A 26,290-nucleotide genomic window follows, 5' to 3' on the forward strand; every position below is an offset into this window, starting at 1 on the left:
CGCTTTAGCATTTACTATGATGTGGCTACCAATGTGGGCTGATTGATATATGTACTACAAAGATCAACAGCCCCTAAGTAAATTAAAAGTTTAATCTTATAAGTTGATCTATTATAAGATGAATTGTTCTATTTAAAACCAAGTGAGTTTGATGGTAGCTCCAATTTTGGAGTTAGAAAAATTATTTTACGTTTAGTAAATTTAAGAGAGTCAACGGATGGGTTTATTTTTGAAACTGTTGAAAAATAAATTAAAGGTATTGATACCTGACTCTATATATATTCGATATGAATATTTAAAGCTTCACCGTAAATTTTATTCAAAAAAGAAAGTGCTTACTTTTAGCGATAGGATTTTCTCCTGGAAACTAAGTAAGAAACTAACTGATTTTTCTATTTTTGTGGATAAATATAAAGTTAGAGCATTTGTCGCTGATAGGTGCGGTGAAAAATATCTTCCAACCTTACTAAAAACTTGTACCGTAGCTGAAGATTTTAATTTAACCGAAATGCCAGATAAATTTGTCATAAAACTAAATAACGGTAGTGGCTATAATCTTGTTATCAATAATAAAAATGATCATTGTAATGCTGAAATTCGCCAATTAATTACACAATGGCTAAAGTCTGATTTTTATGCAATAAGTAAAGAAAAACAGTATAAAAACGTTGAGCAGCTAGTTATTTGTGAAGAGTTTATTGAATCAACAGATGGCCTAAAAGACTATAAATTTTATTGTATAGAGGGCGCAATTGAATTTGTGCAGGTAATTTCACAAAGGGCAAGCAATAAGCAAACGCACAACTACTATTCAAGGTTATGGCAACCACTTCCAATCTTAAGGGCTGGATGTGATATTGGAGAAGTTGAACTCAAACCAAAAAATTTTGCAGAGGCAGTTGTAATTGTAGAAGCATTGAGTAGCTCATTTTCTTTTGTAAGAGTTGATCTCTATATTCAAGATAAAATATATTTTGGTGAATTAACGTTTACTCCTGGGAATGGGTACATTAAATTCCTGCCTGAACAGTTTGATAGGGAGTTAGCAAGTAAAATGAAATTAGCTTTTAAAAACAATGGTTAATAAATTAAGAGAATAAGTATATTTAATAAATGGTTCACGCTTTTACTTTAAGGGAGTGAAGATGAAAATAAAAAAAATTCTCAGTCTAGAAACACTCAGAGGGTGGGCTTGTTTATTATTAGTACTTAATCACTTAATAGGTGAACCAAATATATCAGGTTTAAAGTTACCCGAAAATAACGACTTTTATTTTTTTAACTTAATGTTAGAAAATGTCAGAATGCCATTATTTGCATTTTTAGGCGGCGTTATTTTCTCTTTTAGAGGAGTGACATCAGAGCAATTTTTTTCTATGTTAAAAGGAAAGTACTTTAGACTAATCATTCCTCTAATTTTTGTAGGCCCAATTTATCTATTTATTCAGGCACATACTTTAGGAGCAAATCAAAAAATAGAAATAACCAATATTACTTATTACTTTAGCGTGATATGGGAAAGTAAATTTCATTTTTGGTTTTTACAAGCAATGTTTTTGGTGTTTTTATTTTATGGCTTATCATCATTTATAAAAACTACAACTCAAAATAAATACATATTTGCGCTATTTACGGGGATTATTTTATGCGTATTTATGCCTACAGATATTTATTTTTTTTCATTATCTGGATTTTTCTTTTTATTACCTTTCTTCTCGTTAGGGTGCTTACTTAGCTCAAAAAGACACAGCGAAGAAAAGCTAAATATAAAGTTAGTTACAATATTATTAACTTTGTTTGCTGGCCTTATGTTGTATAAATTTTTACAACTACAAAGCCAGAGTAACTTTGAAAGAAACAGCCTAATGGGGCTAGTAACTGGATTTGTTGGTTGTTCATTATTTTACTTTGCAAAAATAAAGATTATACCCCTTGTGTTTATTGGTAAATATTCATTTTCAATATACTTATACCATGTTTACTTTTTGGTTTTATCTAGAATGTTACTAGTTTATTTAGGTGTGCAATTGACAGAGCTTAATATTGTATTTGGCATGTTCTTTGGGATCTTTGGTCCGATTGCAGTTGAAATTGTATTATCAAAAAGTAATTACGCATCACGAATTTTTTTAGGGCAAAAAAGTACTGTTAAATATGCACAAAAGTCGACATAGGAAACGATGTTTGTATATGAGTACTAATTATGTGCGTATTTTTTACGTAGCAGTGATTAGTGAATTTTAATAAAGCAGTACACATTACTAATATGGTTACTACACTGAGATCTTTATAAATCTAAAACAGTCAGTCAGTTAATTTATTTAGTTATTGAATTTTAAAATTTTGATTTATTGAAGTTATAAATATGACTCTATTATTACAAGGTAAGTTTTTTGAGCCAATCGCCAGCTATTTTAAATAAGTTTTTAGGCACAGCCGGTTTACAAATGATAAGCCGTGCTTTATCCGTTATAGCAGGCGTAATACTTGCCCGTTATTTAGGACCTGAGCAATATGGCTTATATACCTATGTTTTATCAATTATTGCCATAGTCACAATACCTGTTATAGCAGGTTTACCACAATTATTGATCCGTGAAATTGCACATGCTGAATTGGAAGGTAAATGGGGAGAATTAAAGGGGTTACTCAGGTGGTCATCGGCATTTATTATCAGTATTTCTGCGCTTGTGATGCTTACGACCATGCTTATTTTATATTTAGGCTTAATAAGTTCCCAGACTGCTAGTTTACTTTGGTTTGCAATTTTTTTGATCCCTATAAAAAGCTTTTCTGCAAAACAAGGAGCTATTTTAAACGGTTTTAGAAAACCAATTCTAGGCTTATTTCCAGAGTTTATTTTGATGCCATTTTTAGCCATTTTAGTTTACTTATATTTTATTGTATCAAAAACTGAGTTCACCAGTTTACTGCTTATAAAAGTACAGTTAATAACATCGGCATTAACGCTGTTATTAGGCTTAGGGCTAATATTTAAAGAGCGATCGAATAACCTTAACCATGTTAAACCTACTTACTATTTTAAAAAATGGCATATTGCATTACTCCCGTTTACGCTAATGATATTTATTAGCACCATGAATGCACAGCTTGCAAACGTATTTTTAGGCTACTTTGATGATAAAGAGTCTGTCGCTTCTTTTAAGGTAGCTTTACAAGGGGTGACATTAGTTACCTTAGGGTTTGCAGCGGTAAACAATATTATAGGCCCTAAAGTTGCTAGGTTGTATAGAAGTGGCGATATACAGTCAACACAGGCTTTACTAACTAAAAGTGTAAAGTTAAGCGCCACTTTTTCAATACCAATAGCGGTTGTTTTAATTTTTTTTGGGGATTGGTTTATAAGAATACTTTTTGGAGAGCAATATCTGGCTTCCCATCCAATTCTTATTATTTTATGTATTGGCCAAATAATTAATATTTGTTTTGGCTCTGTTGGTTTAGTGCTGAATATGACAGGAAATGAAAAACGTTCATTAAAAGCATTGTTGGCTACATTATTAATAAACGTGTTGTTGTTATTTATTTTAGTGCCTATCTATCAAGCAATTGGGGCGGCTTTAGCTGTAAGCATGAGTCTAGTGCTGTGGAATATTTGGATGTCGATTGATGTATATAAAATAACAAAGTTAAAAACTTGGTTATGCTAAATTTCATTTATAAAAATTAAAAAGGATTAAGCTAAATGGTAGAGTTAAGCATCATTATTCCTACTTATGGAAGAGTCACAAAAATAAGAAATGCAATACAAAGTGCACTTATAAACTCACTTTGTGAGGTAATAGTTGTTGATGATAATGGTAAAGGGTCAGAGCATCAGCTAAATACAGAGTCTATTTTAGAGGATTTAATTGTCTCTAAAAAAATAAAATACATACCATTAGAAAAAAACTCAGGAGCAGGGATTGCCAGAAACATTGGTATTAAGCAAGCCAATGGCGAGTATGTTACTTTTTTAGACGATGATGATTTTTTTATAGATGGGAAATTACTCGAAAAACTTAACTTTTTTAAACACCAACAAGAGCAGCCTGCTGTCTGTTGTAGCCATATGCAAGTAGAAGAAAATGGTAAAGGTGTTTTAGCAAACGATGATAAGTTTGTAGGCCATGACGCTAAGACCTTTTTGCTATCTGGGAGTTGCTATACTTCAATGATAATGATTAAAAAAAGTGTTTTAGAAGCCATAGGTGGGTTTTATGATACACCTTACTTACAAGATCATACCTTAATGTTAAAGGCCTTTATTCAAAATTATAGTGTGTGCATATTTGCTGAAAATGTCTTTGTGCATACAATCCACAATGGAGCGAGTATTACCACAGGTACTCGACCAATAGCAGGCGTACAGCTCAGGTGTAAATTAGAAAAAGAGCTAAGTAATAAGGTCACGTTGTCAGCTTCAGAGCAAAACGATTTGAATTATAGGTGGAGCACAATTGACTATCATAATTACTGGCTTGAACATGGGCGCAATTTCTCTTTATTTAAATTTTTGTTCACAAAAATAGTATGGCGCTCAAGAACAAGCGAACAACTTTATGAATCATTTAAGTTACTCGTAAAGTTTGGGATGAAATATCAATATTACTCAAAGTAAAAGGAAGCTTTATTTTGATCTATCACAATAAAACTTTTCTGTTAAATAGAACAATGTTGATTCTTGTTTTTGTATCATTAGTTTCACTGCTAGCGCCTTTTTATATAGGGATTTTTGCTTTATTCACGTATTTAACAACTAAAAGATCTGAGTGGCTTTACGTTTTTTTTATTAGCTTTATTTTGCTTTTTTGCAATATGAATTTACACAAAGAAGCATGGGCATTTGGCGATTTTTTAGGGATAGGCAATGACTTAGGCTGGTATTCAACCCAATGGTTTGCATTCAATAATTATCAATATGGTTTTTTGAGTATTTTTGATGAAGATTATGCAATTTTTATTAATGATGGCTTTTTAGTACAACCGAAAATATCGGAGCCGATTTATCATGGCTATTCTTACTTCTTTTCAAAATTAACGAATGGCAATTATATATTTTATACGTATACGATTACGTTATTTATCTATTTACCAGCATGTATTGTTATTTACAAGATATTAGATTCAGCTAAATTTAGTGAGGTGTTAATTGCGTTAGCGCTGATGTTTTTTATTTTTTATTCAATGAAATTTACAAACATGTTTAACATGATACGGCATTATTGCTCAGGTTCTTTCTTAATTATTACTCTATTTTTTTTATATTTTGACAAAATACGCTTCGCCATTTTTTTTGGTGTCATCGCATCATTAACACATAATGCAGCCGTGGTTGTTTGTGCAATTTATTTTGTTGTTTATTATGTTACGGCCTCTGATGAAAGAAGTAATAGATACAAAATTTTATATGTCGTTATGGGCTCTGCGGCAATATCAATATTATACCTTTTAGTTTATTACGCCACATTTACCAATTATGAAGAATTAGATGATAGAGGTTCAGGAATACTATTTAAGCTTTTAGATGTTGCTATCGTACTGCTTTCTATATTCGCCTATATGGTTAGGCGTAAATCGACATTTGATAAGATGTGGTTTTATTATATAGGTATTATCGTATTAATTTGTTTTATGCATACAACAAACTTCTTACAGCTACGCTATTATGCCTACTTTGATTATTTTAGATGGATTGGCTTGGTATATATATTTTCTTTAATACTACGTGTTGTCAGGCTAAAGCTACTGTTTTTTTCATTATCTTTAATCGCGTTTATTTTATTTTTGTGGTACAGAATTTATATTTCTGATTTCGATTTTAACGGAATGTTCCACCATTATTTCTTTATAAAATTTTAACTTCATATTATGTAATAACTACTTATAGGGATTGTAATGAAAATTTTATTATTAACAACATGTATATGTAATGACGAAAATATCAAAGACTTAAAAAGACTAATACTATCGATAAATAGTGTAAGAAACATTCAATTTGTACACTATGTACTATTACAAAGTGCAGATGGCTACAGTGAAGAGTGTTTACTTGGGCTAGCTAGTAACTATACGCTAATCACAATTAGTCAAAGTCATATTGTGTCGTTATCAAAGGCCAGAAATAAGCTTATTAAAGAAGTGAACAGTCGGTATTCATTGAATGATTTTGATTTCGTGTCCTGCCCAGACGATGACTGTTGGTACCCAGAAGGGTTTTGGAATAGCTTTAATGAACTACAAGCACTCAGTCGATTTGAATTGTTTTATACTCAATTTTCATCAGCACCAAGTATTAGCCCCTTTACTTCTAATGAACATAATTCGTCAAACTTAATACGATACGCATCATCTAACACTACATTTTATGCATCTAAAGTATTTAATGAAGTAGGGCTGTTTGATGAAAACTTTGGCGTCGGCGCTAAAAATAATGGAGGTGAAGATTTGGACTTTGCAATAAAAGCTTCACTTATTAGTAAGGTTATATTTTTTATGAACTCTGCAGCTATTGGCCATCGTGATCCATTACCAGAATTTAGATATAAGTATTTTCAAGGCTCTTTCGCGGTATTAAATAACCACAAACTAAAAAGTACTGCTCTTTACTATCACTATTTGCGAAAGCTTATGGTTGGTATTTTTTATTATTCACAAAGAAAAATAAAGTTTGCTGACTTTAAAGTAATAAAATAGGAGCTTAAAGCGATGGACCCTATCTTAAAGTCATTAACTTTAGTCAATGAGGTATCTTTAGCCAGTATTTTAGAGCGTATCACAAATACGGATAAAGCAATTTCGATCGGTTTTTTAAATCAGTATGCATATAACTTAATAAGTAGTAGTGATGCTATAAAAGCTAACTTTTTCGATTTAGATTATTTATTCAGAGACGGTAAAGGGGTTGAATTAGCGTGCTTGTACAACAATATTGACCCTCAATCTAACTTAAATGGTACAGACTTTATTCCGCGATTAATCTCGCAATTATATTTATCTAACAAGGAAATGACCCTTTTTGCGTACGGTACTCAGCAACCTTGGTTAGATATAGGTGCAACCTCGCTTTTTAACACCTCCCAATATTATAGTTTAAATGGGTTTAAAGATGTCGACTGTTATCTTGAGCACAATTTACAGTATCAAACTGAGAGTCTTAACGTAGTCGTTCTTGCTATGGGTATGCCTAAGCAAGAGCTGATAGCTACACAACTAAAACTACAGAGCAAAAATAAAATGATAATAATATGTGGTGGTGCAATATTGGATTTTCAAGCGGGTAGGGTAAAGCGCGCACCGACGATATTTAGAAAGCTTGGTTTTGAGTGGCTATACAGATTTGCTCTAGAGCCTAAAAGGTTATTTTCTCGTTATGTTGTCGGGATCCCATTGTTTTTTTTAAATGTATATCGCTCCAGTACTAAAAGAGTTTTGTAATTAAAGGGAGTGGTAAAAGTTAATTTCTATTAGCGTGAAGCTAACGCTTAAATCAAAGATATAATAACAATTTGATGGCTATTTTTGACGTGAGATCTACATTATTGCGATAAATTGTACTAACCTTAATAAAAGCAATGTAATTAATAATAATTTTAGTATGTTAGGTAAAATGTTTTTAAGGGAGGGTGATTCTAATGAATTATAAAAGTTATTGTCATTTAAGTCAGGATATAAAAGAACACTTGCCTAAAATACAGAGTTTAAACTTTGATTTAATTGTAGGCCTTCCAAGAAGTGGTTTAACACCAGCTAATATGCTGGCATTGTATTTGAATATTCATTGTACGGATTTGATTTCTTTAATTAATAATTCAGAGCTCAAAACAGGAAGTACACGAAAAAGTAAAAATCAATATTTAAAATACCCACAAAACGCACAAAAAATATTATTAGTGGATGACAGTATTGCAAAAGGTGACTCGATTAAAGCTGATATGGCTTTAATTCCCACATATTTACACAGTAAAATTACGACATGTGCAATTTACTCATCGCTAAAACAAAGAAATGATGTTGATTTTTTTCTAGAGTACCTACCATCACCAAGGGTGTTTGAATGGAACATTTTTCATCATCCAATTTTAACGACTGCTTGTTTAGATATAGATGGTGTTTTGTGTATTGACCCTACTGAAGAGCAAACTAATGATGCCGAAAAGTACATTGAGTTTATTTTAAATGCACAGCCATTATTTATACCCTCTAGAAAAGTTTATGCGCTTGTTACCAGCCGGTCAGAAAAGTATCGAGAACAGACTGAGATATGGTTAAAAAAGTATAAAGTAGAATACGAGTATTTAATTATGCAAGATTTACCTGGTAAAGAAGGAGGACAAAAGCAAATTAGTCATGCAAAGCATAAAGCTTTATTTTATCAAAAAAGTAGTGCAGAGCTTTTTATTGAAAGCGACTATAAGCAAAGTATTGAAATTAATCATATCACTAAAAAACCAGTTTTTTGTGCAGCTAGTAACCAAATAATTAACAACGGCTTTTATAATCTAAAGCATGAAGCAGTTACAAGCTTAAAAGAACGGTTGGCTTCGTTTATACCTCGTGGCATAAAAAATCAGATTAAAAAATTATATTAACTTTATTTACAAAGACTTATCTTGTTCTTTAGATAAATAGAGCCTAGCTTATATTATTGTTAATTTGCAAGTGTGTAGGGCTCCCATCAACTCAAAATATAAAAGCTAAGTTTTCAGTATTCACCGTATTTAGGCTTGATATTGTTTGCGCTTAAGCTCTTCAGTACTTAGCGTTTTTTGTTTATTAACTAACGCCAAACGTTTGTGTAAGCCTTACTGGTTAGTCATTGCCACCGTGTGCAGTATTATGTGACCACAGGCTACCCTAAAACCACCAAATAATAAAGATACACCATGCTTGTATTAAATCTAGAAGCAAACACTTATAACGTGTTTTCGGTTGTGTTATTAATTATTATCTAAACCAGTTAGCGGTCTGCTCTCTTACTTTTTGTACAGTCTATTATTTTTCTAAAGAATTACACTAGGGTAAAAATGTACTATTTCACAGGGTTTGGTTGATAGTAGTTTTTATATAGTCGCAGTTTAAACCTAAACACTGATAAGCAGGCTGTATAAAGCGATCTTTTATGTTTGTTTTTGTTTTATGTTTGTTTATTTTGTGTTTGTTTTATTAAGTTGTTTATTTTATTGGCTATAAATAAAACTATTAAAACCTTCAAGTAAACAGTAATTAAGCCCCAAGGTAATAGGTTGCTATTATGTTGTTGGTAAATGAATGTAGTTGCTAAAACTAAGTAGATGATAATTAAAAATAGCTGTAGGGCAAATTACACATCAAGAACAGAGCCAAAAATGTGCAAAATTTATTGTAATATTATGCTATTAGCTTTTATTCATCGGCATAGTTTTTACTGAGAGAGTAAGTTACGTATACCCTACTCATAATATTAACCAGATGGATTCATGCATTGTTTATTTAAATATCTAAGCATGATTACATAAAAAAGGGCTGTTGTTTAGATGAGGAGTTGTAGTTTAGATACATTTATATTTTAAGAAATATGTTTAATAAAATAGCTTTAACCTTTTGTATATTAGTAAACCCGCCTGTATGTTAATTGTGCAATTTGAGATGTTAATTTAGTATTAATTCCATAGTCTAGTGATGCTTCTTCTTACCTGAGACCAATTAATAGGAATTAATAGTTATGAGCTCTTCAAGGACATTTAAGTTATCAGGTTCGTCAGATGCCTGCTTTTATAGACTCTTCGATATTTTTGCATTATTTTTTGCTTTTCAATGCTCCGCCTTATTTTATAACTTTAATCTAAGCTCTTTTTATATGGTATCAGTGCTAAGTGTTGCATTAATTTACTTATATTGCGCTGAAATATTTTCTACTTATAGATCGTGGCGAGCAGGGAAGTTTAGGGTAATGATGTTGTGTGTTTGGGGCGCTTTATTAGTTTCATTCGCTTGTTTGTTTTTTATATCATTTATTTTTAAGTTTTCAGAATCCTTATCTCGGATTGGCATTAGCTTGTGGTTTTTATTAAGCATGCTTTATTTATATTTATGGCGCTTAGCTGTGTACTTGTATAAGCGAAATCGTCGTAAATTTGGTTCATATTTACGCAATGTAGCCATCATTGGTGCTACAGAAACCGCTGCTTACTTATATGATGAAATTGAGAAGAATGATGAGTTAGGCTTTAAGTTTTTAGGGTTTTTTGATGATAGAAACCCAGAGCGTTTATTTAGTAAATTAGCCTCTCATGATGTTGCAGGCAACATACAAAAAGCTGTGGATTTAGCAAGAGAGGGCAGAGTTGATGTGTTATATATTGCTCTTCCCATGAAAGCAGAAAAACGTATTGCAGACATTTTATTGCAGCTGGGTGATACCACTGTTGATGTGCATATAATACCTGACTTTTTGCTTTCTAATCTTATACATGCGCGTATTGAACATGTTGGCGAAGTTGATACTTTGAGTGTGTTTGAGTCGCCATGCATTGGTGCTCATGAGTTTATTAAGCGTACAGAGGATATTGTGTTTTCAATGATTATATTGTTATTGATTTCGCCATTACTATTAGTTATTGCCGCGGCAGTGAAATTAACATCAGCTGGTCCTGTAATATTTAAGCAAGATCGTTATGGACTTGATGGACGAAAAATAAAAGTTTGGAAATTCCGTTCAATGACAGTCACAGAAAACAGCAAAGTGGTAACTCAAGCTACAAAAAATGATGTGAGGATAACAAAGTTAGGCCGATTTTTGCGACGTACGAGTCTTGATGAACTTCCTCAGTTTTTAAATGTACTTGAAGGTGACATGTCCATTGTTGGCCCAAGACCTCATGCGGTTGCGCACAACGAAGAGTATAGAAAAAAAGTAGAGTTTTATATGTTTAGGCACAAAGCCAAACCAGGCATTACAGGGTGGGCGCAAGTTAACGGCTGGCGTGGTGAAACAGATACGTTAATAAAAATGGCGAAACGTGTAGAGTATGACCTACACTATATTAAGAACTGGTCATTACTATTTGATATAAAAATAATAATCATAACAATATTTAAAGGATTTAAGAATGAAAATGCCTACTAATACAATTGCCCCTTGCCTACTCGTTGTTTGTATTGGGGGCAGTCCTTATGCAGCGGCTAACCTAAAACCAGGTAGTATTATTACAAAAGATGGTGCCGAAATAACGCCTACACTACAAACAGGAGTGAGTACTAATAATAACTTTTTTAGAACACCAACTAATGAGGAGTCGCGGTTAATATGGAATATATCACCTAACATTTCGGCTGTAATTGAAGATGGCCCAGACAATTATAAGCTTAATGTTGGAACAATAACGTCCTTTCATAATAAAGATACCACAGATAACTTCACTCAAGTGACCACAGCAGCGAGCGTTCATAAAGAGTTTACCCAACAGCATAGACTCGATATTAAAGGTGATGCAGATTGGTTATATGAACCCAGAGGAAGTGGTTTAACCGAAGGTTTGGGGGATATTGTTAATGAATTAGTAAAGTACCAACAGCAAAATGTAACAACGCGTTATGAATATGGCGCAAAAAGCTCTAAAGCTCAAGTTGCGCTTATTGCTGGTTTTTTCAATAAAAAATACCAAAATTTTAGACCTGTATCTCAATATCGCGATTATGATAAAACTTTAGTGGGAATAACCGGTTACTACAATACGCTTGCAGCAACGCGCACTTTTTTGGAGCTAACACAAGAAAAGTACCGCTATGATGTTTTGCAAGCCAATGGTATTTCACGAGATTCAGATGACAGAAAAATATTACTGGGAATAGAGTGGGAGGCAACGGCGGTAACATCCGGTACCTTCAAAGTCGGTTATCAAGACAAAGATTTTTTTTCTGACCTACGTGAAGATTTTACCGGTTTAAGCTGGGAAGCCGCAGTACTTTGGCAACCACTTACTTATTCATCGTTACAATTTTTAACTAGCCGCTCAGCTAAAGATCCCTTAGTAGCAGGTGATTATATTAAAGAGAGTGTTTATAACATTACCTGGGATCACAATTGGAGTAATTACTTTAGTTCGTTGGCAAGTTTAAATTATGCAGATGAGCAATACACTGGGGATGTTGGCAGACAAGATAAAACAACAGCGGCTCGACTAGGTTTAAACTATTTGGTTAGTAACTTTGGGATGGTATCTAGTTACGTTGATTTTATAGATAAAAACTCTAATCAAAATACGATTGAATATGATCGTGTCATTGTCGGGATTAATTTTACCTTTGTTTTAAAGGCTAATCGATGAAATTTTGGATGCTTGTTTGCCTGGCTTTTTTATTAAGTTTTAATAGTTTTAGCCAAAATGCGCAAAACTATACTTTAGGGCCAGGTGACAAAATTGAAATAAAAGTTTTTGGCCAACCAGATTTAGATGTGACGGCGTTATTAGGTAACAGTGGCAAAGTTAATTACCCTTTTTTGGGAAAAGTTAAACTCGCTGGCCTAAATACATCACAGGTTGAACAAATAATAATAAGAGGGCTACAGCCTGACTATTTAGTTAACCCCAATGTGTATGCGCAAGTTACACAATATCGACCTTTTTATATTCATGGTGAGGTAAATAACCCAGGTGCATACCCTTATCAGCCGGCAATGACAGTAAATCAAGCGATTGCACTTGGCGGTGGATTAACAGAGCGAGCATCGATAGATAAAATATATATTTTTAAAGAACAAACCAAAGAGCAACAAATTAGAGGCAGTTTAAACAGTCAAATTGCAGCGGGCGACACCATTAAAATAGAACAGCGCTTGTTTTAAGCCGTTAAAGGCAGTGATGAATGAATCAAAAATCAGAAAAATTAAATAATAATGATGATGTAATTGAGTTGGGCATTAACTTTAATGTTATTAAGCAAGCAAAGTGGCGAATTTTGAGCTTTGCGATAGTTATTACATTATTAGCGATAATGATTACGTTAACTTTAATACCTAAATATAAAGCAAGTGCAACGTTATTAATTGAAGCTGAGCAGGCTAAAGCGGTTAGTTTTGAAGAAATATATGGTTTAGACTCAAACCAAAAAGAATATTATTTAACTCAATTTGAGGTAATAAAATCAGACAGTATTGCACGTGAAGTTATTACGAAACTAGATCTGCAGTCACACACTGACTTTATTCCAAAACCTTCAATATTTAATGAAGTTAATATACTAATTAAAGAGTTGCTGCCTTTTTTAAATAAAAAAGAAGTTGCTGCGCTCTCGTATGAAGATCAAGTTGAGCAACAAATGCAAGATTTGCTTAGTATATTTAATAAAGCATTAATAGTTTCACCAATTCGTAAAACGCAATTAGTTAGGGTGAGTTTTGAGTCGAGTGATTCTAAACTTGCAGCCTTAGTAGCAAATACGGTAGGTGAGGTATACATAGACAGCCAAATGCGCGCCAAAATGGGGATAACGCAACAGGCAACAAGCTGGTTAAACACACGCTTGTCACAGTTACGGATCCAATTAGATGATTCAGAGGTTCGACTGCAGGCGTACCGAGAGGCGCAGCAATTAGTTGATATAGAAGGTATTGCGGGGCTAGTGACACAAGAGCTAGAGCAAATGTCTCAGCAGTTAGTTGATGCTCGAGCCGCAAGAAATAATTTAAAGAGTATAAACAGAGTAATCAAGGAGTACGGAAATAATAATATAGAATTTTTAGGTAGTATGCCCGAAATAACATCACATAAAGTAGTACAAGATGTAAAGCGCGAGTTAGTACTTGTTGAGCGAAAAGTGAGTGACTTGGGCGAAGTATATGGCAATAAGCACCCAAAAATGATTTCTGCTAAAGCTGAACTTGCAACTGTAAAAGCTAATTTAAATAAGCAAATTAAAGGCCTAGTTACAGGTATCGAAAAAGAGTTAAACAGAACAACTCGAACCGTTAATACATTAGAAGCTGATCTAAAAAAAATCCGAGATGATTATCAATATATTACACGCAAAGAAACGCAGTATAATCAGTTAAAACGTGAAGTTGAAACTAACCGAAATATATTTAATACATTTTTATCTCGCTCTAAAGAAACCGAAGTAACCAGCGACTTCACCTCAGCAGCAGCTCGCTTTACCGATAGAGCATACACACCTAAATATCCCAGTAAGCCCAATAAAAAGCTTATTGTAATAATTACATTTATAGCTAGCTTTGCCTTTGCAGTAGTGATGAGCTTTATATTTGATGCATTAAACGATACGGTAAAAACAAAAAATGACGTTGAAAGTAAACTAGCGCAACGCATGCTAGGTTTATTACCCAAAGTTAAAATATCGAGAAAGAATCCGTTTCCGATATACGCATATTTAGAGGATGAATACCGTCGTTTTGCAGAATCTGTGCGTACATTTAGAACAAGCTTATTGCTTACTCAGTTAGACCGAAATCATCAAATAATAGCAGTTACATCAAGCGTCCCAGGTGAAGGGAAAACCACAACATCAGCTAACTTAGCCTTATCGCTTGCGCAAATGGGGAGCGTTTTACTGATTGATGCTGATTTACGTAAACCCAGCTTAGCAAAACGGTTTGATATACCCGTATTTCACCCAGGCTTAAGCAATTTAATTACTGGCACAGAGCAGTTTTCTGAGTGCGTTCATTTAGATGAGCGCTCTGGTGTTGCTATTATGCCAAGTGGGCAAATACCATCAAATCCGTTAGAGTTACTCTCTAGCGCCCGGTTTGATGAGTTATTAAAGGTTTTAAAAACCAAGTACGATCACATCATTATTGACACTCCCCCAACACAAGCGGTTAGTGACGCATTAGTAATTGCACAAAGTGTTGATTCGGTAGTGTATGTAGTGAGAGCAGACGTAACAAGAGTAAAACCGATTAAAGCTGGGTTAGAGCGTTTGTTTGAGGTAAAAGCACATGTGGCAGGCGTTATACTTAACCAAGTAGATATGAGCAAAACTAAAGATGAGCATAGCTACGGATACTATGATTATTATGATTACTCACAACCGCCAGAAAAACCTCAACCTAATGGCTAAATTATGATTGATATTCATTCGCATATTTTACCCGGTATTGACGATGGTGCTAAAAATTTAAATGAATCTTTAGCATTATTAAAGCTAGCGCAAAGTGATGGAATAACACATATGGTGATTACTCCGCATATTCATATAGGGCGATTTGATAACTCCGCGGTACAACTTCGCAGAGACTTAGCTGATTTAAAAGAGCATGCAAAACAGGCTCAAATTACTATAAAGCTAGCAGTAGCGGCAGAAGTACGCCTTGATATAGAGTTAATGGCACTGGTAAAGGCAAATAAATTGCCCTTCATTGGGAATTTAGCCGGAGCAAATTACTTATTGTTAGAGCTACCACATTCTCATGTACCACCAGGCTACGATAAGTTTATTGGCTGGTTAACAAAACAAAATATTAAAGTGATTATACCTCACCCTGAACGTAACCGTGATATTCAGGCTAATCCTTTTTATATAGAACATTTAAAGCAGTTAGGTTGTGAGTTTCAATTAACCGCTTCAAGTATTGAAGGGGGGTGGGGGGATAAAGCAAAACAAATTAGCAATGACATGCTTAAAGGTAATTTAGTTAATTATGTTGCCTCTGATGCGCATTCGGTAAAACGTAGGCCGCCAATACTTAGTAAAGCAAAACACATTGTGAGTAATTTAGTAGGGGAGGATAAAGCACATATGTTATTTGTAACTAACCCTTGGCGCTTAACTGAGTCACTATTTTGTGATTAGTTTTAAATTAAATAGGTTAATCCCTATTATTGTTTTAGCGCTTATAACCTTGTTTATTGCCTATTACAGTATAAAAAGCATACGCGCCAATGCTTGGTATTTTAATGCTAGAAATACGCTGGAACAGCTGTCCTCTCCAATTAAGCGCTCAGAATTAAAGCAGGCCGAAAAAGCTATTACTTTAGCGGCTAAATTTGAGCCAAGCCATCCTCATTATTGGCACTTGAATGCGTATATAAAAATATTATCAGTAAGTATTTTAAATCAGCCGACTGTAATTAATGCTCCTACACATCAGCTGGCTTACCAACAAGCCGAACAAGCGCTTTTAAAGTCTATTGAATTAAGGCAAACATGGGCAGAAACTTGGATAGCATTGGCGCAAGTGGTGAGTTATCAAGATGGGCCCACAGAGCAGGTTTATGATTATATTCAACAAGCAAAAAAAGTAGGACCTTATAAGCTTGATGTACATTTAGGTATTATTCAAATAGCGTTGATTCATTGGTCGCAGCTAACTCCACAATACAAAGCTTTATATGTTAACGAATTGAAGTTAGCAGTTAAATATGGCTATAAATTCAATCAAGTATTTGATATTGCAAAACAAAGTAATAGCTTACCCATATTGTGTTTATCGTTACAATTTGGTGGCGATTTCGATTCTGTTCGCAAAAGTTATATATTTAAAAAACATTGTGGTAGTGGCAAATAAAAATGCCCAGAGTTATAAAAACTCTGGGCTATAAAATGGCTCTTAGTTGAGCCTTACGTTAACTGAAGACGCTTTCTTGATTATAGGGAGAAGAAGAAAGTACATATAAGTATAGCTAAAATCATTAAAACCGCACATTTATTATCCGAATTTAAGTACTTTTAACAACCCAATTATATTCAAAAATGTATACATGTTTTAATACTCACATTTTACATTAAACGCTGTTTAATTGCTTTGTGCCCATGTTATTAGCTGCGTATTTTGTACTAGATCGCGTGGGAGTGAGTTTTTAACTTTATTTTTTTGCCATTTACCTAAGCCAATAGGGCAGCCACATAAAGTTAAAATAACTTCTCCTGTATTTTGGCTTACATCAGCTAAGCGAATATCCTTACCCTGAAAGTAGTCGTTAGCTTGAGTGTCGGTTAAAGGCAACACATTACTTTTACACTGCTTACCAAATGCGGTTGCAAACTCGTGGGCTAAACGCACGCCATTATTATGAATGGCACCAAGTTGAATGCCTAAACGGGCGTATTTAATTTTGTTTTGCACAGCTTCAAACTCCTGCGGAAATAACCACAGCTCTTTATCGCGCTGCATTAATATGCCCGGTAAGGTATTTAAACCAAATTGTTGCTTAAGTGTTTGCATAAAAACAGCACTTTTTTTGCTCTCAAATTGCTGAAACGGAAAAGCACCTTTTTTGACTTTTAGATTAGGGTTGTCACTACTTGCTTGTTTTTTGAATTTGGCAATAAAAAAGCCTTCACTGTCAAACGTTTGCGGCCACACATGTAAATACCCCTCTGGCGTAGTTGCTTTACTTGCGCCAGGAAATAGATCACTTAAAGACTCGGGTATTATACAGTCGCCAAATTCACTGAGTAAAAAGTCGCACACGTGTTGGTTTTCAAGTGGAGTAAGCGTACAGGTTGAATACACTAAGGTTCCACCGGGCTTTAAGGCGTAAAATGCACTTTTAATTAGATCTTTTTGTACTTGGGCAATTTCAATATTAGAGTCGATTGACCAATTTTTTAGTGCATCTGCATCTTTTCGTACCGTGCCTTCGCCAGAGCAGGGGGCATCGAGTAAAATGCTATCAAAGCACTCAAACATATAATTACCAAAAATTACCCCATCAAAATGCGATAACGCACAGTTACCTACTCCCATGCGTTTTAAAGTAGCGCTAAGTACTTTTAAGCGTGATGACGAAAGCTCATTTGCAACCAACACCCCTTGGTTATTCATTAGTGCAGCAAGCTGCGAAGTTTTAGAACCAGGTGCAGATGCCATATCAAGAACGTAATTAGTGTGCTCTATACTTTGTTTTAGTGCTATGGGGGGCAGCATAGAGCTTGCTTCTTGAACATACATAGCACCGCTAAGGTGAAGATCGGTATTGCCAAGTGCTAGGTTTTGCTCTTCTGCGGCAGGGCGCTCTAACCAAAAACCTTCCTCGCACCATGGAATAGGAGTGAGTAGCCAATTTTTTTGCTTAGCGTATTGCTTAAACTCAGTAACAGATATTTTTAAGGTATTAACACGAATAGATTTTCGTAGTGGCCGCCGGCAAGCATTAATAAAGTCGTCTATATCTAGGTGTGCAGGTAAATAGGTTTTTACATCATCGATAAAGTGCTCGGGGATAAAGGTATTTGCGTCCACGGTTTGGCCAGTCGTTATATTAAAGACAAATAATAACATTTCTTAAAGTGTGTTTCAGTGCTTAACAGGTAAAAAGTTAGTTTTTATTGGTGTCGACACTTAGCAGTGGTTTATCACTTTAGAGCAGATAATTATTATACTTTAGGCTAATGATGTCGACAATAAGTGTGTTTTTTAAGTTTTACATACTGTTTTAGGGTTGACACTTAGTGGTAGTGAGTTCATAGTGGCTTTATAAATTGTCGACAATCTAATAGTAACCTATGACGCAAAGCCTGTTAAATGAAACACCTATTACAACCGCATCAGATCAAGTGTTTGTAAATATGCGCCGAGAAATAGTAGAGGGCAGCATAGCACAAGGCAGTAAAATATCTGAGCCAGAACTGGCAAAGCGTTATGGAGTGAGCCGTGCAACGCTGCGTGAAGCGTTAAATCGTTTAGAAAGCTGTTATTTAGTTGAGCGTAAAGCCAACATAGGTTGCCGAGTTGTATCGTTAACAGCAGATCGCTTGATAGAAGTTTATCAAGTGCGCAGTGCCTTAGAGGGCTTGGCGTGTCGTCTTGCTGCCGACAATATGGCAGCCGATGAAGTCCAAGGTTTAAAGCAATTACTTAATCAGCATTTAAAAACGCAACGAGTAAAAGAAGGCGAGTCGTACTATCAAGAAGCAGGTGATTTAGATTTTCATTACCGCATTATTAAAGGCAGTAAAAATGCCCACTTGATTCATTTGCTATGCCACGACCTTTATCAATTAATAAGAATGTACCGTGTACAAATGGGTATGGTTGGTCCGCGGGTATCAAAAGCATTTGATGAGCACTTAGCTATTATTAATGCGATTGAAAACCACGATGGTGAATTAGCCGAAATGTTGATGAAGCGCCACATAAGTGCTTCACAAGCCAATATTCAAACTAAATTTGATTTACTTGCAGCGCAAACTAAAGCCAGTTAAATAAATCGTTTTAGTATTTAAAATATCAAAACTGCCCCAGAGCAGCCACCGTTCAAAGTTAGGAGAAACGAATGTCAGCAGGATCAAAGTTTAAACAGGCTATTGCCAATAATCACCCATTACAAATAGTGGGTACTATTAATGCGTACACAGCAATGATGGCTGAAAAAATGGGTCATCAGGCAATTTACTTATCGGGTGCTGGTGTTGCCAATGCTTCTTTTGGTATGCCTGATTTAGGTATGACTAGCCTTGATAACGTGCTTGAAGATATTCGCCGTATTACCGGTGCAAGCGACTTACCTTTATTAGTAGATGCAGATACAGGTTGGGGTGGTGCGTTTAATATTGCCCGTACAGTAAAAGAAATGACTAAAGCAGGCGCTGCCGGTTTCCATATTGAAGACCAAGTAGCGCAAAAGCGTTGTGGCCACCGCCCAAATAAAGAAATAGTTAGCCAAGGTGAAATGGTTGACCGTATTAAAGCTGCTGTAGATGCAAAAACCGATAGTGACTTTTACATTATGGCACGTACCGATGCGTTTCAAAAAGAAGGTTTAAATGCCGCTATTGAGCGCGCAGCAGCGTGTGTTGAAGCCGGTGCAGACGCCATTTTTGCAGAAGCCGTGCACGACCTTGCCGACTACCAAGCATTTACAAAAGCGATTAACGTTCCTGTATTGGCTAACATTACTGAGTTTGGTCAAACGCCTATTTATACTAAAGAGCAGTTAGGCGATGTAGGCGTTGAAATGGTGCTTTACCCATTAAGCGCATTTAGAGCGATGAACAAAGCAGCCTATAATGTATATAGCTCAATTTTAAATGAAGGTTCGCAACAAAGCCAAATTGAAAATATGCAAACCCGTGCTGAGCTTTATGATTTTTTAGATTATCACACCTATGAAAATACCCTAGATAACCTTTTTTCATCAACTAAATAATAACAATTTAAGGAGATAAATTATGAGTACTAAAGTATTAGCGGGTGCAGGTTTACGCGGTCAAGTAGCAGGTCAAACTGCATTATGTACAGTAGGCCAAACAGGTTCAGGTTTAACTTATTGTGGTTACGATATTAGCGAGCTTGCTGAAAAAGCGCAGTTTGAAGAAGTATCGTTTTTATTATCTCGTGGCGAATTACCAACAACCGGTGAGCTTGCAGAATACAAAGCTAAACTAAAAAGCTTACGCGGCTTACCACAAGCACTTAAAACAGTGCTTGAGAACATTCCAAAAGACGCACACCCAATGGATGTGATGCGCACAGGTTGCTCTATGCTGGGTAACCTTGAAATGGAAAATGATTTTAGCGAAGCCAATGATGCGATTGACCGCATGGTTGCAGTATTTCCAAGTATTATTTGTTACTGGTATCGCTTTACGCATGATGGCGTACGCATTGAAACGCAAACAGATGATGACTCAGTTGGCGCGCATTTTTTAACCTTATTACACGATAAAGCCCCGTCTGAGCTATTTGCTCAAGTAATGAATGTGTCACTAATTTTATACGCAGAGCATGAATTTAATGCCTCAACCTTTACTGGTCGTGTGTGTGCATCAACGCTATCTGATATTCATTCATGTGTAACCGGTGCCATAGGTACGTTACGTGGGCCATTACATGGTGGTGCTAACGAAGCGGCAATGGATATGATTGAAAACTTCACCAGCGCAGATCAAGCAGAGCAAGAAATTATGGGCATGCTTGAGCGTAAAGATAAAATTATGGGCTTTGGCCACGCTATTTATCGCGAATCAGATCCACGTAACGTAATTATTAAAAAGTGGTCTGAAAAGCTCGCAGCAGAAGTAGGTGATGATGTACTTTATCCTGTGTCTGTTCGTTGTGAAGAAGTAATGTGGCGCGAGAAAAAGTTATTTTGTAATGCTGATTTCTTCCACGCATCGGCGTATCACTTTATGGATATTCCGACCAAATTATTTACGCCAATATTTGTAATGAGCCGCGTAACAGGTTGGACAGCACACGTTAAAGAGCAACGTGCAAATAACCGTATTATTCGTCCAAGTGCTGATTACACTGGGCCAGATGCACGTAGCTACACACCTATCGAATCACGTTAAAATTATTTGGTGGGCACGTAAAGTGCTCACCTTTTTTATTTGCTGCACACTATTTTAAGGCTCATCACTTTTCACTCTCTCCTTAAATAAGCTAGTAGTGCACAACCACCGTCACCAAATTAGCGAATATTTTAATGACTATAATAAATAATACTGAATATCGAAAACCCTTACCCAATTCAAACGTTGATTATTTTGATGCTCAAGCAGCTGTTGATGCAATTAAACCAGGTGCATATGCAACACTGCCTTATACATCACGTGTATTTGCCGAAAACTTAGTGCGCCGCTGCGATCCAGCAATGCTTACCGATGCACTAAACCAGTTGATTGAACGCAAACAAGATTTAGACTTTCCTTGGTATCCGGCGCGTGTAGTGTGTCACGATATTTTGGGTCAAACTGCACTGGTTGATTTAGCTGGACTGCGTGACGCGATTGCTGCTAAAGGTGGCGATCCGTCTAAAGTAAACCCAGTTGTACCTACGCAATTAATTGTAGATCACTCTTTGTCGGTAGAGCATGCAGGGTTTGATCCCGATGCATTTGAAAAAAACCGTGCTATAGAAGACAGACGTAACGATGACCGTTTCCATTTTATAAACTGGACCAAAACAGCGTTTAAAAATATTGATGTGATCCCGCCAGGTAACGGCATTATGCATCAAATTAACCTTGAAAAAATGTCGCCGGTAATTCAAAACCGCGATGGTATTGCCTTCCCAGATACCTTAGTAGGTACAGACAGCCATACTCCACACGTTGATGCACTGGGTGTTATTGCTGTGGGTGTAGGTGGCCTTGAAGCAGAAAGCGTAATGCTAGGGCGCGCTTCGTACATGCGCCTGCCAGACATTGTAGGGGTTGAGCTAACAGGTAAGCGCCAACCGGGCATTACCGCTACCGATATCGTACTGGCAATTACCGAATTTTTACGCGCGCAGCGTGTGGTATCAGCGTACTTAGAATTTTACGGTGAAGGTGCAGATGCACTTACACTGGGCGATCGTGCCACTATTTCAAATATGACGCCTGAATTTGGCGCCACAGCGGCGATGTTTTACATCGACGATATGACCATAGATTATTTGCGTTTAACGGGTCGTGAAGAAGAGCAAATTGCACTGGTAGAAAACTACGCTAAAACCACCGGCCTGTGGAGCGATAGCTTAAAAACAGCGCAGTACGATCGCGTGCTTAAGTTTGACTTATCAAGTGTGGGGCGCAACATTGCTGGGCCATCAAATCCACATCGCCGTGTATCTACAAGCGATTTAGCTAAAGAAGGTATTTCGGGCGTAGTAGAAAACGAAGCAGGCTTAATGCCAGATGGCGCGTGTATCATTGCCGCTATTACCAGTTGTACAAACACCAGTAACCCACGTAACGTTATTGCCGCGGCATTACTTGCGCGTAACGCTAACGCCAAGGGTTTAACGCGTAAGCCTTGGGTAAAAACCTCATTAGCACCGGGCTCTAAAGCCGTGCAATCATACCTAGAAGACGCTAACTTACTTACCGAACTTGAACAACTAGGTTTTGGTATTGTTGGTTTTGCTTGTACTACGTGTAATGGCATGAGCGGCGCGCTTGACCCTGCAATTCAAAAAGAAGTGATTGATCGCGATTTATACGCCACCGCGGTACTGTCGGGTAACCGTAATTTTGATGGTCGTATTCATCCTTACGCCAAACAAGCCTTTTTAGCATCGCCGCCTTTGGTTGTTGCTTATGCAATTGCTGGTACGATTCGTTTTGATATTGAAAAAGATATACTGGGTAAAGATCAGCAAGGTAACGACGTTACGCTTAAAGATTTATGGCCGTCAGATGAAGAAATTGACGCAGTAGTTAAGCAAAGCGTTAAGCCAGAGCAATTTAGAAAAGTATACGAGCCCATGTTTAACTTAACCGTAGATTACGGTGAAGATAACGACCCGCTATACGAATGGCGTCCAGAAAGCACTTATATTCGCCGACCTCCTTATTGGGAAGGTGCATTAGCGGGCGAGCGTACCATGACAGGTATGCGTGCACTGGCAGTACTTGGCGATAACATTACAACCGATCACTTATCGCCTTCAAATGCGATAATGGCCAGCAGTGCCGCGGGTGAATACCTATTAAAAATGAACGTACCTGAGGAAGACTTTAACTCATACGCAACCCATAGGGGCGATCATTTAACAGCGCAGCGCGCTACGTTTGCTAACCCTAAATTGCTAAATGAAATGGTACTTGATGAAAGCGGCGAAATTAAGCAAGGTTCGTACGCGCGCATAGAACCAGAGGGAAAAAATACTCGCATGTGGGAAGCAATCGAAGCATACATGCAGCGTAAGCAACCACTTATTATTGTGGCTGGCGCAGATTATGGCCAAGGCTCGTCGCGCGATTGGGCGGCAAAAGGCGTAAGACTCGCGGGTGTTGAAGTAATTGCAGCTGAAGGGTTTGAGCGTATTCACCGTACTAACTTAGTGGGTATGGGTGTTTTACCGTTAGAGTTTAAAGCGGGAACAACTCGTAAAACACTCAAACTAGATGGCAGTGAAAGTTACGATGTAGCGGGTGAACCAACCCCTGGTTGCACACTTAACTTGTCGATCACTCGTAAAAATGGCGAAGTACTAAACGTACCAATGAAATGTCGTATAGATACACAAGAAGAGCTGTCTATTTATGCTGCAGGTGGTGTATTACAACGCTTTGCACAAGACTTTTTAGAAGCTACAAAAACAGCATAAGGGCAGGGTTAATTATGTTTAAACCACAAATTAAAGTACCTGCCACATACATGCGTGGCGGTACTAGCAAAGGGGTGTTTTTTAACCTTAGTGACTTGCCAAAGCCTGCCCAAGTGGCAGGTGAGGCACGTAATAACTTATTACTGCGCGTTATTGGCAGCCCAGATCCGTACGGCAAACAAACCGATGGTATGGGCGGTGCTACATCTAGCACCAGTAAAACAGTTATTTTAAGTAAAAGTGAGCAAGCCGATCACGATGTTGACTATTTATTTGGCCAAGTGGCAATAGATAAAGCGTTTGTTGATTTTAGCGGCAACTGCGGTAATTTAACCGCAGCTGTCGGTGCTTTTGCTATTAGTAATGATTTAGTTGATAAAAGCCGTGTACCCGATAATGGCGTTGCTGTTGTACGTGTGTGGCAAGCCAATATTAAAAAAAGCATTTTAGTGCATGTACCTATGACTAATGGCGAAGTACAAGAAACCGGTGACTTTGAGCTAGACGGCGTTACATTTGCAGCAGCTGAAGTAAAACTGGAATTTATTGACCCTGCAGATGGTGATGGGGCGTTATTCCCAACTGGCAATGTGGTTGATGACCTAGAAGTGCCGGGAGTCGGTACTTTAAAAGCGACGATGATCAACGCAGGCATTCCCACCATTTTTGTTAATGCAAGCGACATTGGTTATACCGGCACTGAATTGCAAGATGATATAAACGCAGATGCAGCAGCGCTTGAAAAGCTTGAAACCATTCGTGCCTATGGCGCAGTTAAAATGGGACTCATACAAAATATTGATGAGGCAGCAGCACGCCAACATACACCTAAAGTGGCATTTGTTGGTGCAGCACAAAATTACAAAGCGTCAAGCGGTAAGCAAATTAACGCCAGTGAAATTAACTTGTTAGTGCGCGCTATGTCTATGGGTAAATTACACCATGCAATGATGGGCACAGCAGCAGTAGCTATTGGTACCGCTGCGGCAATTGATGGTACGTTAGTTAATTTAGCCGCTGGTGGCGGGGCATTGAGTGAAGTTAACTTTGGTCACCCATCGGGCACCTTAAAAGTAGGCGCACACGCTACAAATACGGATGGTAACTGGCAAGTAACTAAAGCCAGTATGAGCCGCAGTGCACGGGTACTAATGGAAGGCGTGGTAAGAGTACCGCAATAAAGCATTGTTTTAATTACGATTAAGTTATTTATAATTTATGCATAAGTTGATGCGGTAATACTTTAGGGTATTACTCATCAACTTTTTTGTTTATGGGCTATTTTTGATACTCGTTGACTCTCGTTTGACCAAGCGGGGTAAATATTTATGCTCACTGTGACTGACACTTTCAACTATTTCATTTTTAAAGTGTGTTAACGCCAACTGAGCTGCATGCTGCGCCATTTTTTCAATGGGATAGTTTAAAGTGGTTAGTTTTGGCCTTGAATAACGCGCAATCAGCACATCATCAAAACCAATCACCGACACATCACCGGGTACTTTATAGCCATTATCTTCAAGTGTTGAAATAGCACCAATAGCCATAGCATCGTTATAAACAAAAATAGCGCTGAAGGGCTGCCCAGAGGCTAATAAGTTTTGCGCAGCGCTTTGTCCGCCTTGTAGGGTAGGCTCCGCGTATTTAATCAGCGCAGGGCTAATTGGATTACCTGCCATATTTAGTTCTGCCGAAAAACCATTAAGGCGTAGCGCAGGATCTTCAATTTGATACTTGCTGCTTATACAGGCAATGTTTTTATGTTTGAGCGCCATTAGATGCCGCGCTGCTATTTTTGCACCTTCTTCGTTATCTAACCAAATACATTTATGTTTTATTTGCTCAATGTGTCTATTGATAAGCACTAAGCCAGGGAGTTTTTCACATAAGGTGATTAGTTCGCAGTCAGGAATTATTTTACTATGCATAACAACAGTTTGGCAGCGGCGCTCAAGTAATAAATTAATAGCTGCGCGTTCAGATTCTACACTTTGTCCTGCGGTACTTAACAGCAATTGCATATTATTTTCGCGGGCTACTTTATCTACCCCGCTGGCTAATGATGCAAAAAATGGATCGCTAAGTTCGGGGATCACCACGCCTATGGTCATACTTTTTCGGGTTACTAAAGCACGTGCATTAGCATTGGGCGTGTAGCCAAGCTCTTGCATTACTTTATTTACTTTTTCTATGGTTGCCTTACTTACTTTAGGGCCATTATTAATTACACGAGATACCGAGGCGATAGACACGCCTGCAATTCTGGCTACATCTTTTATTGTTGTCATTGACGGGTAATCGTTTTCTAC

21 protein-coding genes are annotated in these 26,290 nt (G+C 36.7%); 19 read left to right on the top strand and 2 right to left on the bottom strand.

Going from position 1 to position 26,290, the window contains the following annotated elements; genetic code table 11:
* Nucleotides 1-217 precede the first annotated feature (217 nt).
* The 14 genes from AAEZ18_RS09425 to AAEZ18_RS09490 all read left to right on the top strand — a co-directional run bounded on the left by AAEZ18_RS09425 (nt 218) and on the right by AAEZ18_RS09490 (nt 16,507).
* Nucleotides 218-1,084, top strand: coding sequence for an ATP-grasp fold amidoligase family protein (locus AAEZ18_RS09425; RefSeq protein ID WP_011328468.1), 867 nt, complete (start codon nt 218-220; stop codon nt 1,082-1,084).
* A gap of 61 nt (nt 1,085-1,145) precedes the next feature.
* A complete protein-coding gene (locus tag AAEZ18_RS09430; RefSeq protein ID WP_011328467.1) occupies nt 1,146-2,174 on the top strand; it encodes an acyltransferase family protein in 1,029 nt (342 codons plus the stop codon).
* Between the two features lie 219 nt (nt 2,175-2,393).
* Nucleotides 2,394-3,671, top strand: coding sequence for a flippase (locus AAEZ18_RS09435; RefSeq protein ID WP_011328466.1), 1,278 nt, complete (start codon nt 2,394-2,396; stop codon nt 3,669-3,671).
* Nucleotides 3,672-3,706: 35 nt separating this feature from the next.
* Nucleotides 3,707-4,621 carry a glycosyltransferase family 2 protein gene (locus AAEZ18_RS09440; protein WP_011328465.1) on the top strand — a complete coding sequence of 305 codons (915 nt, stop codon included), beginning with the start codon at nt 3,707-3,709 and terminating at the stop codon, nt 4,619-4,621.
* 14 nt (nt 4,622-4,635) lie between these two features.
* Nucleotides 4,636-5,862, top strand: coding sequence for an EpsG family protein (locus tag AAEZ18_RS09445; RefSeq protein ID WP_352255342.1), 1,227 nt, complete (start codon nt 4,636-4,638; stop codon nt 5,860-5,862).
* Between the two features lie 36 nt (nt 5,863-5,898).
* A complete protein-coding gene (locus AAEZ18_RS09450; RefSeq protein WP_011328463.1) occupies nt 5,899-6,696 on the top strand; it encodes a glycosyltransferase family 2 protein in 798 nt (265 codons plus the stop codon).
* Between the two features lie 12 nt (nt 6,697-6,708).
* Nucleotides 6,709-7,437, top strand: coding sequence for a WecB/TagA/CpsF family glycosyltransferase (locus tag AAEZ18_RS09455; protein WP_089368434.1), 729 nt, complete (start codon nt 6,709-6,711; stop codon nt 7,435-7,437).
* A gap of 197 nt (nt 7,438-7,634) precedes the next feature.
* On the top strand, nt 7,635-8,591 hold the full coding sequence (locus AAEZ18_RS09460) for a phosphoribosyltransferase (RefSeq protein WP_011328461.1): 957 nt from the start codon (nt 7,635-7,637) through the stop codon (nt 8,589-8,591).
* 1,112 nt (nt 8,592-9,703) lie between these two features.
* A complete protein-coding gene (locus AAEZ18_RS09465; protein WP_011328459.1) occupies nt 9,704-11,107 on the top strand; it encodes an undecaprenyl-phosphate glucose phosphotransferase in 1,404 nt (467 codons plus the stop codon).
* Nucleotides 11,091-12,308, top strand: a complete 1,218-nt coding sequence (locus tag AAEZ18_RS09470) for an outer membrane beta-barrel protein (RefSeq protein ID WP_179807282.1) — start codon at nt 11,091-11,093, stop codon at nt 12,306-12,308. Before AAEZ18_RS09465 ends, AAEZ18_RS09470 begins: the two co-directional genes overlap by 17 nt.
* Entirely contained in the window at nt 12,305-12,826 is a 522-nt protein-coding gene (locus tag AAEZ18_RS09475; RefSeq protein ID WP_041454467.1) for a polysaccharide biosynthesis/export family protein, read from the top strand. Before AAEZ18_RS09470 ends, AAEZ18_RS09475 begins: the two co-directional genes overlap by 4 nt.
* Nucleotides 12,827-12,846: 20 nt before the next feature.
* On the top strand, nt 12,847-15,060 hold the full coding sequence (locus AAEZ18_RS09480) for a GumC family protein (protein WP_011328456.1): 2,214 nt from the start codon (nt 12,847-12,849) through the stop codon (nt 15,058-15,060).
* A 3-nt stretch (nt 15,061-15,063) separates the two neighbouring features.
* The gene (locus AAEZ18_RS09485) at nt 15,064-15,792 is read left to right on the top strand and encodes a tyrosine-protein phosphatase (RefSeq protein WP_179807281.1); all 729 of its coding nucleotides are present in this window, start codon (nt 15,064-15,066) and stop codon (nt 15,790-15,792) included.
* Complete coding sequence (locus AAEZ18_RS09490; protein WP_179807280.1) at nt 15,785-16,507, top strand: VpsP family polysaccharide biosynthesis protein; 723 nt, start codon at nt 15,785-15,787, stop codon at nt 16,505-16,507. The genes AAEZ18_RS09485 and AAEZ18_RS09490 overlap by 8 nt, the downstream gene beginning before the upstream one ends.
* A 228-nt stretch (nt 16,508-16,735) precedes the next feature.
* Here the strand turns inward: AAEZ18_RS09490 and rsmF are convergent, their stop codons facing one another.
* Complete coding sequence (rsmF, locus tag AAEZ18_RS09495) at nt 16,736-18,184, bottom strand: 16S rRNA (cytosine(1407)-C(5))-methyltransferase RsmF (protein ID WP_041454719.1); 1,449 nt, start codon at nt 18,182-18,184, stop codon at nt 16,736-16,738.
* Nucleotides 18,185-18,447: 263 nt separating this feature from the next.
* On the opposite strand from rsmF, the gene AAEZ18_RS09500 reads away from it, so the two are divergent.
* The 5 genes from AAEZ18_RS09500 (at nt 18,448) to prpF (ending at nt 25,162) form a co-directional block, all read left to right on the top strand.
* On the top strand, nt 18,448-19,146 hold the full coding sequence (locus AAEZ18_RS09500) for a GntR family transcriptional regulator (protein ID WP_011328452.1): 699 nt from the start codon (nt 18,448-18,450) through the stop codon (nt 19,144-19,146).
* Between the two features lie 71 nt (nt 19,147-19,217).
* Nucleotides 19,218-20,090, top strand: a complete 873-nt coding sequence (gene prpB, locus AAEZ18_RS09505) for a methylisocitrate lyase (RefSeq protein WP_011328451.1) — start codon at nt 19,218-19,220, stop codon at nt 20,088-20,090.
* A gap of 22 nt (nt 20,091-20,112) precedes the next feature.
* Nucleotides 20,113-21,237: a bifunctional 2-methylcitrate synthase/citrate synthase gene (gene prpC, locus AAEZ18_RS09510; protein WP_086994992.1), complete on the top strand. Its 1,125-nt coding sequence runs from the start codon at nt 20,113-20,115 to the stop codon at nt 21,235-21,237.
* A 134-nt stretch (nt 21,238-21,371) separates the two neighbouring features.
* The gene (acnD, locus tag AAEZ18_RS09515) at nt 21,372-23,981 is read left to right on the top strand and encodes a Fe/S-dependent 2-methylisocitrate dehydratase AcnD (protein ID WP_350594627.1); all 2,610 of its coding nucleotides are present in this window, start codon (nt 21,372-21,374) and stop codon (nt 23,979-23,981) included.
* 14 nt (nt 23,982-23,995) lie between these two features.
* Nucleotides 23,996-25,162 carry a 2-methylaconitate cis-trans isomerase PrpF gene (gene prpF / locus AAEZ18_RS09520; RefSeq protein ID WP_041454466.1) on the top strand — a complete coding sequence of 389 codons (1,167 nt, stop codon included), beginning with the start codon at nt 23,996-23,998 and terminating at the stop codon, nt 25,160-25,162.
* A gap of 90 nt (nt 25,163-25,252) precedes the next feature.
* Here the strand turns inward: prpF and AAEZ18_RS09525 are convergent, their stop codons facing one another.
* On the bottom strand, nt 25,253-26,269 hold the full coding sequence (locus tag AAEZ18_RS09525; RefSeq protein ID WP_086994997.1) for a LacI family DNA-binding transcriptional regulator: 1,017 nt from the start codon (nt 26,267-26,269) through the stop codon (nt 25,253-25,255).
* Nucleotides 26,270-26,290: the final 21 nt, after the last annotated feature.

The organism is Pseudoalteromonas sp. 19-MNA-CIBAN-0066 (assembly GCF_040308705.1).
In the GTDB taxonomy this organism is placed as follows: Bacteria; Pseudomonadota; Gammaproteobacteria; order Enterobacterales; family Alteromonadaceae; genus Pseudoalteromonas; species Pseudoalteromonas nigrifaciens.

Bases quoted from the DNA above. Each gene is read 5' to 3' on its own strand.
- AAEZ18_RS09425 (WP_011328468.1), top strand. From the start codon at position 218: ATGGGTTTATTTTTGAAACTGTTGAAAAATAAATTAAAGGTATTGATA.
- AAEZ18_RS09430 (WP_011328467.1), top strand. From the start codon at position 1,146: ATGAAAATAAAAAAAATTCTCAGTCTAGAAACACTCAGAGGGTGGGCT.
- AAEZ18_RS09440 (WP_011328465.1), top strand. From the start codon at position 3,707: ATGGTAGAGTTAAGCATCATTATTCCTACTTATGGAAGAGTCACAAAA.
- AAEZ18_RS09450 (WP_011328463.1), top strand. From the start codon at position 5,899: ATGAAAATTTTATTATTAACAACATGTATATGTAATGACGAAAATATC.
- AAEZ18_RS09455 (WP_089368434.1), top strand. From the start codon at position 6,709: ATGGACCCTATCTTAAAGTCATTAACTTTAGTCAATGAGGTATCTTTA.
- AAEZ18_RS09460 (WP_011328461.1), top strand. From the start codon at position 7,635: ATGAATTATAAAAGTTATTGTCATTTAAGTCAGGATATAAAAGAACAC.
- AAEZ18_RS09465 (WP_011328459.1), top strand. From the start codon at position 9,704: ATGAGCTCTTCAAGGACATTTAAGTTATCAGGTTCGTCAGATGCCTGC.
- AAEZ18_RS09470 (WP_179807282.1), top strand. From the start codon at position 11,091: ATGAAAATGCCTACTAATACAATTGCCCCTTGCCTACTCGTTGTTTGT.
- AAEZ18_RS09475 (WP_041454467.1), top strand. From the start codon at position 12,305: ATGAAATTTTGGATGCTTGTTTGCCTGGCTTTTTTATTAAGTTTTAAT.
- AAEZ18_RS09480 (WP_011328456.1), top strand. From the start codon at position 12,847: ATGAATCAAAAATCAGAAAAATTAAATAATAATGATGATGTAATTGAG.
- AAEZ18_RS09485 (WP_179807281.1), top strand. From the start codon at position 15,064: ATGATTGATATTCATTCGCATATTTTACCCGGTATTGACGATGGTGCT.
- AAEZ18_RS09500 (WP_011328452.1), top strand. From the start codon at position 18,448: ATGACGCAAAGCCTGTTAAATGAAACACCTATTACAACCGCATCAGAT.
- prpB (WP_011328451.1), top strand. From the start codon at position 19,218: ATGTCAGCAGGATCAAAGTTTAAACAGGCTATTGCCAATAATCACCCA.
- prpC (WP_086994992.1), top strand. From the start codon at position 20,113: ATGAGTACTAAAGTATTAGCGGGTGCAGGTTTACGCGGTCAAGTAGCA.
- acnD (WP_350594627.1), top strand. From the start codon at position 21,372: ATGACTATAATAAATAATACTGAATATCGAAAACCCTTACCCAATTCA.
- prpF (WP_041454466.1), top strand. From the start codon at position 23,996: ATGTTTAAACCACAAATTAAAGTACCTGCCACATACATGCGTGGCGGT.
- AAEZ18_RS09525 (WP_086994997.1), bottom strand. From the start codon at position 26,269: ATGACAACAATAAAAGATGTAGCCAGAATTGCAGGCGTGTCTATCGCC.